Here is a 15130-nt window from a genome sequence, read left to right as displayed (position 1 = left end):
CGCAGGAACAACTCGGAATTCACTCGGCTGAGGCGGTGGTTTCGTCGAGTTGTCCAGCGGCCCAGAGCACACCACGCGAAACGAGATCCATGTAGCGAGCGTCGGCGACGGTTTCGTTTTGGTGACCGAGCGAAGTGCTAAAGATTCGCGTTTTATTTGGGCCGTATTCGTTGGTCCAAGCAACGACGGCGGTGGCTTCTTTTGCTTGCGCGTTTGGGTTTTGCTTCAATTGTCTCTTGTTTGGCGGCGTCTCTTGGATGCCCTGGATCAAAGCCGAGGCACCATCAAACACACGAACGTTGTTGTAGAGCTCTTCGTTGATGGTCGTCCAATCTTCCATGCCAGCGGTGATGGGGTGTTTGTCCAAGTGTTTGATGTCGATTGGGAACTTGGGACCGTGGCCGGTCGATTGCAATCCGAGCATTTCGTACCAGCCCGCATTGTCGGCACCGTCTTGAACCGGTTTGCGGAAGTCGTCCCAACGATAGCTGTGCATGGCGCAGTGAAGGTTCACGGCTGGCACGCCATCGAGGTGCTGTTTCAAAATTCGATTCACGTAGGGCTTTTCGATGACGTCAGCTGAACACTCGTCGTGAATCACAACGTCATAACCATCTGCCCAATCGTCGGACTCGTAAATGTCGAATCGTGCTCGGGTGGTCGTGTTGTCGCTCAACACAACCGTGACCTTCGCATTGATTCGCTCCTCCAATCCCTCCTTCAAAATCTTTGTTTGGCTGGTGTAGTCGTGGCAGCAACCGCCGGCGACGAGCAGCACTTGAAGCGGCTTCTTTTCGGATGAAGCAGCGGCGTCTTCCCCGTGAGTCGCACTCGCAACGAAGAGGGGAGACAGAAGGGCGGCAATCGCGAGAAGGATGAACTTTTGCATCGTGATGTGAACTTGAGGTGGGTCGAAAGATCGGAAGGTTGCGTATTGTAAACGACCAGTCAGGTATTTGGTTGGGGTAAGGTGTTTTCTGCTGAAATCAAACCCCACAGGAATGCGTTCCATGAAGCGTCTTCGATTCAATCACCTCCGCAGCGATACCCATGCGGATTTTCGTTCTTCAGCAGTTTTCTGCTGTTCGCTATTGGTCTTTTCTCTGAGCGGAGGGACTGCCGCGATCGGCCAGGAAGCGAATCCATTGGAAATCGCAACGGTGAAGAAGCCGGTGGGGGCTGCCGAACCGGTGACAGCCGCGGAGATTTACGGTGAAGGGGTCCGATCGACGGAGCACCTAACACCCGCCGAGGAGATGGCTGGGTTCCACCTGCCGCCCGACTTCGAGGTACGGCTCTTTGCATCGGAGCCCGAAATTGCCAAGCCGTTGAATATGGCGATGGATTCAGAGGGAAGTCTCTGGGTGACCAACAGTGTTGCTTATCCATATCCGGTGGCATCGAACGAGAAAGGCCCCGATTCAGTCAAGGTCTTAAAAGACACTGATGGAGATGGGGACGCCGATTCAATCAGGACATTCGCGGATGGATTGAACATCCCAATGGGAGTGCTGCCCTACGGAGATGGGTGTTTGTGCTTCAGCATTCCAAACATTTGGTACCTCCGTGACACTGACGGCGATGGAACGTGTGACAAACGAGAGGTCGTCTTGGGGCCGTTCGACACGACCCGAGACACGCACGGCATGATCAATTCCATGCGAGATGGTGGTGATGGTTGGATCTATGCTTGTCATGGATTCAACAATCAAAGCCGAGTTGCCGGAACGGATGGGCACGTTGTCACGATGCACTCAGGCAACACGTTCCGTTTCCGGCCCGATGGGAGTCGGGTGGAGTTGCATACACGCGGACAAGTCAATCCGTTTGGAATGACCAGGGACGAATGGGGGTATTGGTATTCGGCGGACTGTCACAGTAAACCGATCACCCAACTGGTCGCCGGTGCGTGCTACCCGAGTTTTGGTCGGCCACATGATGGGCTGGGGTTTCTGCCGCCGATGATGGATCATTTGCATGGCAGCACGGCAATTTCTGGCATTCAATTCTTCCCACCGAACTCGCCTGTCGTTCCACTTCGGAACTGTTTTATCAGCGGCAACGTGATGACGTCGCGTTTGAATTGGAACCATCGTGAGTTCGTTGGGGCGACGGCGAAGGGGCGTGCGCTGCCGGATTTTCTGACCAGCGATGACCCTTGGTTTCGGCCCGTGGATATTCAGGTTGATGAACAAGGAAACATCTACGTCGCGGATTTCTACAACAAGATCATTGGCCACTACGAAGTGCCGTTGGAACATCCGGAGCGAGATCGAACGAGTGGTCGCATCTGGCAGATTCGGTACACGGGGGCTGGGCACGATGATAGTGAATCGACAGGTGAAGAGCAGCGGTTGGTATCAGAACTTCGAATGGCTTCAGAAGGCAATGCGGACGCTATGGCATTGACGCGGGTTCGTGAGTTCTTAACGCACGAAAGTGCCCATGTTGTGCGAATGGCGGCGGAGTGTATCGGACGACGCGGCGACACCACTGATGTGGCTGGATTGCTTGCAACGCTATCTCAAGTTGATGACGCGGACGTTGTGCTGCGGCAAACGATCCGTATCGCCATTCGCGATTTGTTGCAGCGAACGCCAGGTGACGATCCGTTTTGGAAATCGGTGCCTGACGCGGAAGCCGTCTCGGTCATGCTGGGGCTGAAGCGAACCGAAGTGGTCGATCCGATCTTGGCATATTTGGGAACAGCGACGCAGGACGATGGCGAGCGAACGTCGAACCAAGCCTTGTTCAGCCACGCGGTGTCTTTGGCTCAACCAGACCAAGTGGATGCTTGTGTAGAGCTAGCCAAGCAAATGGCAGGTGGCGATACGGAGCAGGCATTCGATTGGTTGCATTTGATCAGTGACGCGGTCGGCTCCCACTCGACGAGTGTCCCAGCGTCGATTCGAGCTTGGGCACTGGAATTGATTGAATCCCAATGGAACGCATTGACCGCTGACGGCGAAGCTTCGGTCGGTTGGTTTGGTTCCGGCGGTCGCGATTGGGGTACCGAGCGGCGTTTGACATCCGTCGCACCGTCGCTGGCGGAACGCGATGAGTTTGCTGAATTGATGAGTAGCTTTCCGCTTGGTGAGACGTACACCGGAATGTTCGCAAGCGATTGGTTTGAGGCACCCGAACGAATTCAATTTCGAATCGCTGGGCACAATGCTCGACCAGGGCAAGCCAATCCGGAGCAGAACTTCGTTCGTCTTCGTTCAGCAAAAACAGGCGAGGTGCTGGGGCAGGTGATGCCTCCTCGTTCTGATGTCGCGGAGCTGGTCGTTTGGGACACCCGCGATGTGATTGGACAGTTGGTGCGAATCGAAGCGGTCGACGGTGACTCTGGCACAGCCTACGCATGGTTGGCGATCGGTGACTTCACGCCGAAAAGACTTGGTCCTTCGGGATCGTCTCGTCGTTGGGCGAGAGTGTTCGACTGGGTTGAACGACTCGAACTTTCCGAATTTGAGCGTCATCTAAAAGAACTGCTGGTTGATGAACGGCATGGTGTGCTGACACGGTTGAATGCCGCAGGCACTGTAGCGAATCTGAAAGGCAAACCTGGAATGTCGACGCTCGCACAGTTCGTGTCGGGGGAAATTGGGCGTGTGGATTTGGCGGAGTCGATTGTTGTCGCGATTGAGGATGAGCGGTGGGACACGATTGATCTGCTAAAGCAATTGGGACCACATCTGAGTGCTTCGCAACAACGCAAACTGGTGCTGAACTGGATTGCAAGCGGTGCCGAGTTGGCGGGATTGTTTTCAGTGATTGAGTCGGGGGTGTATGCCGCCGAAGTCTTAGTCGATGCGGATGTGCATCAAGCGATGGAGCCAAAGCTGAACGAAGCTTTGCGTGAGCGAATGAAAGAGTTGACGGAAGGGATCGTCGTTGACTCGGGACGGATGGAGAAGTTGAGCCAGTTGCTCGCGTCGGTTCGAAGCATGGATAGCGACGCGGTGAAGGGCAAAGCTGTGTTCACAAAGCACTGCCAAACCTGTCACCAGCTTCGCGGAGAAGGAAGTTTGGTCGGACCGCAGTTGGACGGAGCCATTACGCGAAGTGTGGAGCGGTTGCTCGAGGATGTGGTGCTTCCGGATCGCAACATTGACCAAGCATTTCGAACGCAGAGTTTGCTGCTGGATGATGGCCGTGTACTGGTTGGTTTGGTTGCCAGCCAGGACGACGAGTTGATTCGTTTGACCACGTCGGATGGGAAGACTCAGGAGGTTCGCGTCGACAGCGTGGAAGCTCAGCAAGCGTCTCAGCGTTCATTGATGCCCAACAATCTTGCTGAGTTGATGACTGAGCGTGAATTGGTGGATTTGATGGCCTACCTGAAGTCTTCGCCCGCGCATTAAACGAAGGTTGTGGGAATGCTTGGGTTTGCCGGAAAGCAATTGGTAGCTGCCCAGCGGCGCATGAAAAACCCCGGCATCGAATCAGATGCCGGGGTTAAATGATCAATCAGTGTTGCTTCGGTTCAGAAGCGATCAGTCGCGATCGCGTCCGCCGCCGCTACGACGTGGGCCGCGTCCGCGACCTCCGCCGCCTCCACCGCCACGTCGACGACGTGGACGATCTTCACCGTCGCCACCGCCTTCTCCGTCGCCGCCACCTTCGCCTTCAACGGCCAAAGGATCTTCTTCGCCGAGCTCTTCAAGAGCTTTGCGACGGCTGAGCTTGACGCGATCGTGCTCGTCAACATCGATGACCAAGACCTTCATGGCGTCGCCGACGGCGATCACTTGGTCAAGGCTGCTGATGTATCCGCCACTCATTTCGCTGATGTGAACCAGTCCATCGCGACCGGGAAGGATTTCAACGAAGGCACCAAACTCTTTGATGCTGCTGACGGTGCCGTCGTAGATCTTGCCGATCTGAACGGTGGCCGTGCAGGCTTCGACCTGACGCATGGCTTCTTGAGCCGACTCTTTGTTGCTGCTGGCAACCAAGACGGTGCCTTCATCATCGACTTCGATGACCGCACCGGTCGTTTCTTGAATTCCACGGATGTTCTTTCCGCCAGGTCCGATCAGGGCACCGATCTTATCGGGCGAGATCTTCGTGCGAAGCAAACGAGGAGCGGTCGGCGAGATTTCGCGGCGAGGACGTGGGATCGCCGTCAGCATTTTCTTCAGGATTTCGATCCGAGCTTCACGAGATTGTTTCAGCGTGGCGCGGATGATGTCGTTGGTGACACCGGTGACTTTCAAGTCCAACTGGATACCGGTAATACCGTTTTGGGTACCAGCGATCTTGAAGTCCATGTCGCCGAAGTGATCTTCGGTTCCGAGGATGTCGGTGATCAAGCACCAGTTGTCAGGACCGTCTTGGACGAGGCCGACCGAGATACCAGCGACTGGGTTGCTGATTGGAACGCCCGATGCCATCAGGCCGAGGGTCGCACCACAAACGGAAGCCATCGAGGAGCTACCGTTCGATTCGGTGATGTCGCTGATCACGCGAATCGTGTAGGGGAAGTCGTCGGCGGAAGGAAGCACGGGAGCGACACTTCGCTCGGCCAAGCAACCGTGTCCGATTTCACGACGTCCAGGCCCACGAATCGGACGGCATTCGCCAACCGAGTACGAAGGGAAGTTGTAGTCCAGCATGAACTTCTTGCTGTACTCGTCTTGCAGACCGTCGACGCGTTGTTCGTCGCGGCTGGTTCCCAATGCAATCGTGATCAGGGCTTGGGTTTCGCCACGTTGGAACAGAGCCGAACCGTGAACGCGTGGCAACAAGTCGGTTTCGCAGTGGATGGCGCGAAGCGAGTTGTGGTCGCGACCGTCGGGGCGGGTGCCGGCGAGGATCAGATCGCGAACGACCTTTTCTTCCAAGTCGTGCCAGACGGTTTTGAAGCGGTTGACGCAAACAGCGTCGGCTGCGTTGGGGTCAGGAATGACGTCAGCCATGGCACGATCGCGAACGGCACGAACGGCTTCCGCACGAGCTTGTTTGCCCGAAGTTTGCTGAGCGGCTTTGAAGTCGCTGTAGTAAGCGTCGGTCAAACGCTCGAGCAATCCGTCGTCTTCAGGAGACTGATAAGGAGTCTTCTCTGGATTGACCTTTTTGTAGAACTCTTCTTGCAGGTCGATGACTTCGCGGATGGCGTCATGGGCGAAGCCAATCGCTTCCATCATTTCGTCTTCAGGCATTTCGTTGGCGAAGCCTTCGATCATGGCAACCATGTCACGGCTGCCGCTGACGATCATGTCCAGCTCGCTTTGTTCGAGTTGATCAGCGGTTGGGAAGGCAACCAATTTGCCGTCGACCTTACCGACTCGAACGCTACCCAGAGGGCCTTTGAATGGCAGTGGGCTGATGTGCAACGCGGTGGCTCCACCGATCATTGCCAACACGTCGCCATCGTTTTGCAAGTCACTTGCGATTACGCAAGCTTGGACCTGGACTTCGTCTTTGTAACCAGCTGGCCAAAGTGGGCGGATCGGGCGATCCATCAAACGCGAGCTGAGGATTTCTTTTGTGCTGGGACGACCTTCGCGTTTCAGGAAGCCACCAGGGAACTTACCAGCCGCAGCCAATCGCTCGCGGTAATCACACATCAAGGGGAAGAAATCGATTCCCGGACGTGGCGTACCCGATGCGGCCGCGACCAGCACAACGGTTTCGCCGTATTGAACCAGCACACTGCCGGCTGCTTGTTTAGCGATGTGTCCTGTCTCGAACGACAGCACCGAATCACCAATTTTTCGCTCCACGCGAACTTTTTGAACACTCACAACAACCTCTTTTCCTGCATCTACACAACAAACAACAATTTGAACGGCTTTTCCGAAGCCGGCCCGATTTTCATCCCTGGCCAACAAGGCCTGCTCAGCCACAACGGCTGATGGGAAAGAGTGGCGAACTGGGTCGCCACGCAACAACGTGAAGAATCGCGAAGATCGCCAAGCGACATTCCCGATTCGTGACAATCAAACGTGGGCTTGTTTTGATTGGATCGCGATGGGCACCGAAAGGTGCCACAAACGAACTGCTCTGACGAGGCGACAAGACGCAACCGGACCGGCTGCAGTACATGGACAAGGCAAAGTAGAGCCAGCGAAACGGCGATCACGCTCGCTGAGATGGATGGGAAGGATTTGAGTCCAGAGAAGGACATTCCCGATAGCGATGCTGAGCCGCAGTCAAGCTGCGACTCCACCCCGCCCCGGGACCAAAGAGCCCGGGGGGACATACGCCACGTGGCCGCGGCCACGCCGTCGACCACCCGGTCACAAACTATTTGCGGATACCAAGCTTACCGATGATATCCAAGTAACGTTGTGGGTCTTGCCCACGAACGTAATCCAGCAGACGGCGACGGCGACTCACCAAACCCAACAAACCGCGACGCGAGGCATAATCCTTGCGGTGGGTTCGCATGTGTTCGGTCAATCCGTTGATTCGTTCCGTCAAAATTGCGATCTGCACTTCAGGAGAACCGGTGTCTCCAGCTGCGGCGCCGTGCTCGCTGATTACTTCTTCTTTCCGTTCTTTCGAAATCGTCATACCGACTGATGCTTTCCTGATCGTTTGTGATCGCGGTGGACCAATGTTTCTGAATCGCAGAAGTTTAGCGTGCCCCCCTGCGAACGCAACGTCAAATTCGCTGCGGTACGAAAATCGGCTCAGTAGCCAATTCCCGCTCTTAGAATAAACGCTTCTTCTAGGCTTGTGTTGCCTGCGACCGATTGTTCGTAGAGCAATTCTCGGTCAAACGAGATGCCGGCTTCGATGAATCCGGAACGTTGACCGGTTCGCAAAAGTTGCGAGTTGCCCCATTCGAATCCAAACATCGCGTTGATCTGGTTGATATCGACCCGTTCGCCGTCCGAAGCGAGCGCAGTATCGCTGAGCGTCCAAGAATCGCCGCCGTATTCGCCGGCCAGGTACCACCAAACGTCACGGGTACCGATCGTTCGCCAATATTTTGCCAGTTTTGGCTCAGGGAAGTAGATGTCGAAGCGGGTGTACGGGTTTGGTTGCCACAACAATCCCCCCGCAGGAAGGAGCTTCGTGTCGAGCCGATCCAGGTAATAGACGCCACCTTTCAGAGTCGACGTTGGCGTCAGCCGAAAGGAAACGAGTCCTTTGCCGAGAACGCGAATGCTGTCGCTGTTGAAGGTGTCAAAATCGGTGTACGCCCCGACTCGGACGCCGAGTTCCGCACCGACAATTTGATTGGGATCGGTTTGCCAGCCGAAGTCGAGCGACGCCGCGTAAGCATTGCTGGGTAGCATTCGAGTCGGGGCCGCGGCGGGCGTGGCAGGTCCATCGAACAAATACAGCGAAAACGACGGGACGACGAACAAAGGCCGAGTGCTGAACAGAAAGTTGGGGAACGCGAATCCGATCGAGGCGTCGGTTTGGTTGTAGCCAACGTCGGTCGCTCCATCGCCGCCACCGATGAATGTGTGGCGAATCCTCGGTCCGTTGAGCATTCGGTAAGCACTGACGGCCTCCGGTGAACTGAAACCGCCCGGGAACAAGCTCGACGGGGAACCTGAAAAACCACCGGGGAACAGCGTGGACGGAGATCCGGATGGGTAGGCGGATGACGGATAGGGATCCATCCCCGGCGGAGGAATCGCGGTGCCCGGATAGCCGGTTCCGCCTTGGTAAGGCATGCCCGTTCCGGGATAAGTCGGTGGGGCGCCGGTGTAGATAGATCCTGCGTCGTAGGGGACCGCGGTTCCGCCACCGAACCCGGTTGCGAATCCGTTTCCTTGATAAGTGGCACCTTGATATGGCGCCGAGGTTGAACCTTGCGTGAACATACTGCCGGAGAAAAGTCCGTTCAGCAAACCGCCGTTGGGATAGGCGGCGTTTCCTGTCGCGGGAGGGTATGCTCCGGCGGCGGAATTCGCAGGAACGGGTGCCCCAAGCGGTGACGGCGTGTACTGGGGAACCGCGAAAGAATTGGGAGCCGCTGCCGCCGATGCGTAGGGATCAAACAGCGATCCCGATACGGGCGCGGTGTTGGGACGCGGCGGAGTGGCGAAGTTTGGGCCGGCGTAAATCGAGCTTCCGTAACTGCCATTTGGCGCACCATTCGCAACACCAGGGGGAGGGGCAATCGACGATTGTCCGTACGGTGAGGCGCCAGTGGCGGGCGATTGGATCGGAGCAAGATTTGTTTGTGGAGTTTCGCCGTAATTCGACTGCGCGACTAAAGGAGCCGGATTCATCACAACCACGACGCAGCCCAATGAAGCCGCCATCAAGGTGAGGACGATTCGGAAGAATCCACCTATGATGGCGCTCGACTGCGGAGCGACGAAGTGATGAAAATGGTGAGGCAAAAGATTGCACTTTGGAGTCGGCGGGCGCGGTCGAGACAACAACTTGAGTCGATTTAGCGATTTTCATGAACTTTCGTCAAGATAAATCTGAACGGCGATTGGCTCGTGATCACCACAATTCATTGAAAACTAGGCAAGCTTGAGCGATGGAAGACTTAGATATCCCGCAGTTGGCTGAATACCTGCACATTACTCCTGACCAAGTTCGGAAAATGGTTTCGCGAGGAAACTTGCCGGGCCGGCGTGTCGGAGGTGACTGGAAATTCAACGAGGCCGAGATTCATCACTGGCTCGAAGAACGAATCGGATTGAGCGACCAAGGTGAACTCGATCAGGTTCGTGCGGTTTTGCATCGTCGATCGGAGGCTCCACCACACACTTTGGCAGAGATCTGCCCCGTCGAGTTGGTTTCCAATCCGTTCGTGGCGAGGACCCGCGGCAGCGTGATTCGCAACATGTGCGAACTTGCCAGTCGAACGGGCATGCTCTGGGATGCACCCGCGATGGCCGAAGCGGTCGCGACTCGCGAAAAACTGCATCCGACGGCGTTGGACTGCGGTGTGGCTTTGCTTCACCCGCGCCGTCCGCAAACATCCATTTTGGCGGAGTCCGTGTTGGCGATGGGGGTTTGCCCGACGCCGGTCGCTTTCTCAGATACCGGGCAGTTGACCGACATTTTCTTTCTGATCTGCTCTTATGACGACAGTTCGCACTTGCGTATTTTGGCGAAACTGAGCCGGATCGTCTCCGATGAAGCCTTCTTAGAAGGCGTGCGTGCAAGTGACACGCCGGCAGACGCTTGGGCGATCTTGAACGAAGCCGAGATGTCGCTGGATGAGAATCACGCTTTCTAAGTCGAACCAATTCACCAGAGACAATGTCTCCGCTCAGGCCGTTGAGAATCCGGCCGCGGAGAATTCCGAATCCGGCATTGGTCCACCATGCATTTTGGCTTGGGTGGGCGAATCTTCCGATCCATTGGCATTGCATGCAAAGGCTGTGTGCGAGCAGAACGCGGACGCGGTCGCGACTTATTCCAGTGTTGCGTCGCTGCTTGCTTCGCCGCCGCGACTTCCGTTGTCGCATGTGCTGCTCGCTCAATCCGATCGTTCGCACTTCATCGATGCGGGGCAAATTCGTGATCTGAAAAGTGTCGCTCCAAACGCGAAAGTGTTGCGATGGTTGGGGCCCTTGGTTGCTCCTTCGGTCGGATTGCCAGGACAAGAAGGCTGGATTGAGTCGATCGGTTGGCGTGACAGTTCACAAACGTTGCCGCTTTGGTTGGGCGGAATGGACGGTTCAGCCGACTTGGCTGAACCGACTCAGGGTTTGATCGTCGTTTCGCAATCTTGGGCAACGGCGGACGCCTTGTTTGAAACCATCGAAGCGATTGCAGGCGAATTGAATCAACCGGTCCCGGTGATGACATGGCGTCGAGATGGATTGACTCGCGCGGATCGATTCACTTCCGCTCACGTGGTTTGGGACGATTCGGTTTGGCGTTGTTCAGACGCGAAACCGTGCAAGTTGGCGTCCGCTGTGGAAGGTCGGCGGTACCGGCACATTTGGATGACCGGAATGGCATCTCCATCGCAAATTGATGACGCCTATCGATCCGGCGTTGGCGCGGTTTGGAACAAGCCAACTCGTCGCGAATCGATCGAAGCACTCTGGCACTGAAGCACCTGGCGTTGAAATGCATTGTGCCAACAGGAGTGTCTGAGATCGCCTAATCACGCGTGCGACTGCGCATAGAAAAACCCGCCCGCGAAAAATCGCGGACGGGTTCGTTGCAGGCCGAGTGGAGTATCTCGGCCTAGCGTTTTGGAGTCGTTTTGCCCACTCAACAGTGGGCGAAGATTCAAACTACGCACTAAGCACGTGAGCGGGAGTCATTGGGCTCTATCACGTAGCAGCGTCTCTCCGAGACGCTGTCATTTGCGAGTCTCAGAGAGACTCGCCTACGTGAGGTTCTACCCGATCATTCCTGCCGAACTGCTTAGCAACCGGTGCAAGGCGATGCACTGACCGTTGCGCCACAGCTTCCGCAACCACTGCCGATCGACGGAGCCGATTGGTAATGGATTGGAGTGCTGCATCCGCTTGCTCCGCTGCCACCCATGATGACCGATGGTCCCACGTTGATGGCTGGTGCTGATTGGTAGCCGCCGATGGCAGCTGGTTCAGCACAAGGCGTGAAGGATTCTTCGACCAAGGTCGGAACCATCTTGCAAACTTGGACCTTCTTTTCCTTCGTCACGGTGACAGGAACACTGACGGTGTACTCCTCAACCACTTGCTCAGCGACTTGGTCGTAGCGAGTGGTTGTGTAAGGTTCGACGGTGTATTCAGGAACGTTGTAAGTGAAGCTGACTTCCTTGGTACGTTCTTCAGTTTTGTACGTGACGTAGGGGATCGTTTCCGTTTTGGTGACCGAGGTGTAGGTCAATTGTTTGCGGATACGAGTCCGAGTTTCTTCGTTGTACTGGACTTCTTTGCGAGTACGGGTGCGAGTTTCGTCCACGTACTGAACAACTTGCTTTGATCCGGTGCGAGTTTCAGGTTGATAGACGATGGTCGTGCACTCGTAAGGGACCTGAGTCGCTTGTTGTTCGTAAACGGTGTAGTTGACGACTTGCGACTCGGTGGTGCTGGTCGTGACAGGCACTTCTTCGGTCACAACGTTGGGGACCCAAACGCGTTTGGTGATGGTGCTGGTTGTCGATCCGCAAGCGGTCGATGCTGGAGCTGAGTACGAGACTCCGCCACCGCAACCGGCGTAGGTTTGGCCATAGCCGTTGCCGCAGCCACCGCACTTGGAAACGCAACCGCCACACGAGCCACATCCGCAAGAGCGACGTCCGCACGATCCGCCACATGCAGATGAAACCGAGGACGCTGATCCGCATCCGCCGACATAAGCGACCGTGCTAGCAACAGGTGCCGCGGCGACTTTAACGACTTGTTCTTCCCAATGACCGTAGTCTTTGGTGACCGTTTGCATGGTGGTCTTTGGAACAGCCACTTCGATGGTGCGGCTCTTGGTGACTGGAACAGCGTTGACGACCGTTCGAGTCTTTTGAGTCGTCACGGCTTGTGGCACGTTGACGGTGTAGGTGAACGTTTCGTCGACCAACTTTGGCACCTTCACGGTGTACGTTTCAGGAACGTCGACCAAGGTTGGAACGCGAACGGTGTACTCTTCTGGAATCTCGGACCATTGTGGCACCGACTCGGTCACTTCGACTTGCTTCTCTTCCTTCACGGGAACCAAGACCGAGTAAGTGATTGTCTTGGTGTCCGTCTTCGGCACGTTGACCACTTTGGTGCGGTACTTTTCTTCCGTCACTGGAACCGTCTTGTAGACAGTCTTCGTGCGGAAGCGAGTTTCCGGTTGGCTTTCGGTCACGTTGACCATGCGGGATTCGGTTACATAGGTCGGCTTCATGACGACGCGATAGCCGACGACGGGTTCGCAAATGGTTTCGCGAGCAGGAACTGACGACGTGACAACTGATCCGCCCATCACCGACGGGCCACTGCTGTAAACCACGCCAGTCGAATAGGTCTGGCTGGGAACGACGTAACCCTGGCCGCAACCAATTGCACCGCCGCAACCGCTGCTGACAACCGGTGCCGAGACGCCGCACGGATCGGAGCATCCGCCGCACGGGACGCATTGTGCCATGGCAGTCGCCACCATGGAGGCGAAGCATGCCGCAGCAATGCCCGCGAGAGTTGGTCCAAACTTCACTGGTGAAATCCTCAAAGAGTCATAAACAACGATGGAAACGGATGCCAATCGAAGTCCGACGGCACACGTGAAGGGTGTGAATCATTGGGTGCGAGCATTGCCGACCGGGCGTTTGTCGTTCAAAAGGCGTCGTTCAGAAAACACTGCTCGGAGCATTCTCGCAGCACCCCAGGGGGGGCGAGGCTGCTACTCTGTCGCACCAGATTAGATCGGGTCTAGAAGGTTACAATCGTTCAGGTAAGAAAAAATCGCCTATTTGTTGCAATGGGCACAATCGTTGCAATCCGCACAGATATCCTACAGCACGCAGGTTTTTGCCGGTCAACCACCCGAAGCGTCCAATTCGCCCGAACGAAACAAACCCGCTTCGGAAATCTCGGGAAGATTCCCATTTCCCGTGCGGCGTCCCTCGTGAGGGGAGTTTCTGGTTGATAAATTTCTTCTTCGCACGCCCGATCCTCCACCGAGCCAATCCGTGGAGGCTTCCGTTTTGAGACCGATGGCATTGAGGCCTCGTTCTCAACCGATCTCAGCACCTTCCGAAGAAATCTATGAACGCCGTGATTGAATCTCGCCCTTGGGCCGTCCAAGTTGGAATTTCCATCTTTGCCGCGTTTTGCTGGGTCAACGCCTCAGCCAGCTTCGCGGCGAAGCCTGGGCAACCCGTGGTCGCTCGCGTCGAAATGCAATTCGCGAAGGAAGACAAAGTCGTGGACGTCATCGCGAAAGGTGATTTGTTGACGGTGGTCGAAGATCGCGGTGAGGACTACGTGATCGTGACCCACGATGGGACTCGTGGTGCCGTCGACAAGGTCAACGCGGTCGAGTTGGCGGAATCGACGGGCATCTACACGGATTTGATCGAGGAGTATCCTGAAGAAGGGCGATATCACACGCTTCGCGCGTCGGCGTGGTGGGCGTTGGGAGAACAGGAGAAGGCGATGGCGGACTTCAACGAAGCCATCGAAAAGGGCTACGAAGAAGCTCACGCCTACAGCAGCCGAGGACTTTTCATGCGGCTCGCGGAGAACATGACGCAGCAATCAAAGACTACGAGCGGGCATTGAAGCTCGATCCAGAAGACATCACTCCGATCATCAACCGGGCGGCCGTTCGAATGGCTCAGCGTGAGTTCGAGGCGGCGATCGGCGACTACACCGAGGCACTGGAAGTTCGCGAGGGCAACGCCGGGCTGCTTCGTCAGCGGGCTTTGGCTTACAAGTCCGCAGGTGAAATGGAAAAAGCGATCCAGGATTACGATGCGATCGTGGACGACAATCCCGAGGACGTCGCGGCGATCATGGGCCGCGGTTACATCCGTTTCCAACAACACGAATACGCTGCCGCAGCAGCCGATTTCTCGGCTGCTCTCGAGTTGAACGAGAAAGATCCGGTCGCTTGGAACAATCGTGGATACAACCGTTATCAGCTCGGCAAAGCCAAGGAAGCGTTGTCAGATTACGAAAAGGCGATTGAGTTGGCACCTGAGTACGGTTTAGCTCACCAAAACCGAGCTTGGTTGTTGGCGACCACCGACGATGAATCGTTGAGTGACGCGGATGCGGCCGTGGAAGCAGCCAAAAAGGCTTGCGAACTGAACGGCTACGGAAATGTGAGTGATCTGTCGGCTCTCGCCGCCGCGTTGGCCGCTCAGGGTGAATTCAAGGAAGCGGTTGGCTGGCAAGAGAAAGTCGTCGAGTCGGCTCCCGAGGATGCGAAAGAATTTGCTGGCAAAATCCTCGATCGTTACCGAGCCGGGAAACCTTACATCGCTGATCCCGCCGCGGCGGAGAAAGCCGAGCAGGCAGCGGCAGAACGTGAGGCTAAGAAGAAGGCTGAGAAAGAAAACGTAGCTGCGAAGAAGGCTGCGGCCAAGCAACTGGCCGAGGAAGCTGAAAAGGACGCCAAAGCAACCGGACTGGAAAAGGCTGAGTAGAAGCCGGTCTCATGCCCTGAGCTCTCCCGCAGGGAGGGCGTGCAGTTTTTTGATTCCGCTTTTCGGCAGATTTCCACATGGCGTACCTCTCCCGAAACGAAGTTTCGGGAGAGGTACGCCATG

At 56.1% G+C, this 15130-nt stretch carries 10 protein-coding genes; 5 read left to right on the top strand and 5 right to left on the bottom strand.

Going from position 1 to position 15130, the window contains the following annotated elements; genetic code table 11:
• Window positions 1–19: 19 nt before the first annotated feature.
• Window positions 20–889, bottom strand: a complete 870-nt coding sequence (locus RE6C_RS10580) for a ThuA domain-containing protein (RefSeq protein ID WP_008656425.1) — start codon at window positions 887–889, stop codon at window positions 20–22.
• A gap of 121 nt (window positions 890–1010) precedes the next feature.
• Here RE6C_RS10580 and RE6C_RS10575 point away from each other — a divergent pair, with 121 nt between their 5' ends.
• Window positions 1011–4367 carry a PVC-type heme-binding CxxCH protein gene (locus RE6C_RS10575; RefSeq protein WP_008656423.1) on the top strand — a complete coding sequence of 1119 codons (3357 nt, stop codon included), beginning with the start codon at window positions 1011–1013 and terminating at the stop codon, window positions 4365–4367.
• Between the two features lie 132 nt (window positions 4368–4499).
• Here the strand turns inward: RE6C_RS10575 and pnp are convergent, their stop codons facing one another.
• The 3 genes from pnp to RE6C_RS10555 all read right to left on the bottom strand — a co-directional run bounded on the left by pnp (window position 4500) and on the right by RE6C_RS10555 (window position 9236).
• The gene (gene pnp / locus RE6C_RS10570; protein ID WP_039961781.1) at window positions 4500–6752 is read right to left on the bottom strand and encodes a polyribonucleotide nucleotidyltransferase; all 2253 of its coding nucleotides are present in this window, start codon (window positions 6750–6752) and stop codon (window positions 4500–4502) included.
• Between the two features lie 502 nt (window positions 6753–7254).
• Window positions 7255–7524: a 30S ribosomal protein S15 gene (rpsO, locus tag RE6C_RS10560; protein ID WP_007329975.1), complete on the bottom strand. Its 270-nt coding sequence runs from the start codon at window positions 7522–7524 to the stop codon at window positions 7255–7257.
• Between the two features lie 119 nt (window positions 7525–7643).
• Window positions 7644–9236 carry a YML083C domain-containing protein gene (locus RE6C_RS10555; RefSeq protein WP_008656416.1) on the bottom strand — a complete coding sequence of 531 codons (1593 nt, stop codon included), beginning with the start codon at window positions 9234–9236 and terminating at the stop codon, window positions 7644–7646.
• A 227-nt stretch (window positions 9237–9463) separates the two neighbouring features.
• Between RE6C_RS10555 and RE6C_RS10550 the strand changes: the two genes are divergently transcribed.
• Window positions 9464–10171, top strand: a complete 708-nt coding sequence (locus tag RE6C_RS10550; RefSeq protein ID WP_008656414.1) for a PTS sugar transporter subunit IIA — start codon at window positions 9464–9466, stop codon at window positions 10169–10171.
• Window positions 10152–10997, top strand: coding sequence for a hypothetical protein (locus RE6C_RS10545; protein ID WP_008656411.1), 846 nt, complete (start codon window positions 10152–10154; stop codon window positions 10995–10997). The genes RE6C_RS10550 and RE6C_RS10545 overlap by 20 nt, the downstream gene beginning before the upstream one ends.
• 319 nt (window positions 10998–11316) lie before the next feature.
• Here the strand turns inward: RE6C_RS10545 and RE6C_RS10540 are convergent, their stop codons facing one another.
• Window positions 11317–13005, bottom strand: a complete 1689-nt coding sequence (locus RE6C_RS10540) for a ferredoxin (protein WP_039961780.1) — start codon at window positions 13003–13005, stop codon at window positions 11317–11319.
• A gap of 617 nt (window positions 13006–13622) precedes the next feature.
• Here RE6C_RS10540 and RE6C_RS32810 point away from each other — a divergent pair.
• The gene (locus RE6C_RS32810; RefSeq protein WP_008656408.1) at window positions 13623–14138 is read left to right on the top strand and encodes a TPR repeat-containing protein; all 516 of its coding nucleotides are present in this window, start codon (window positions 13623–13625) and stop codon (window positions 14136–14138) included.
• Window positions 14114–15007 (top strand): tetratricopeptide repeat protein, encoded by an 894-nt coding sequence (locus tag RE6C_RS32805; protein WP_236618103.1) that lies wholly within the window; start codon window positions 14114–14116, stop codon window positions 15005–15007. Before RE6C_RS32810 ends, RE6C_RS32805 begins: the two co-directional genes overlap by 25 nt.
• The last annotated feature ends 123 nt before the right edge of the window (window positions 15008–15130 follow it).

The organism is Rhodopirellula europaea 6C (assembly GCF_000338295.1).
GTDB classification, from domain to species: Bacteria; Planctomycetota; Planctomycetia; order Pirellulales; family Pirellulaceae; genus Rhodopirellula; species Rhodopirellula europaea.
The sequence above is the reverse complement of the archived record's forward strand: the minus strand, read 5'-3'. Positions and strand labels throughout refer to the sequence as shown.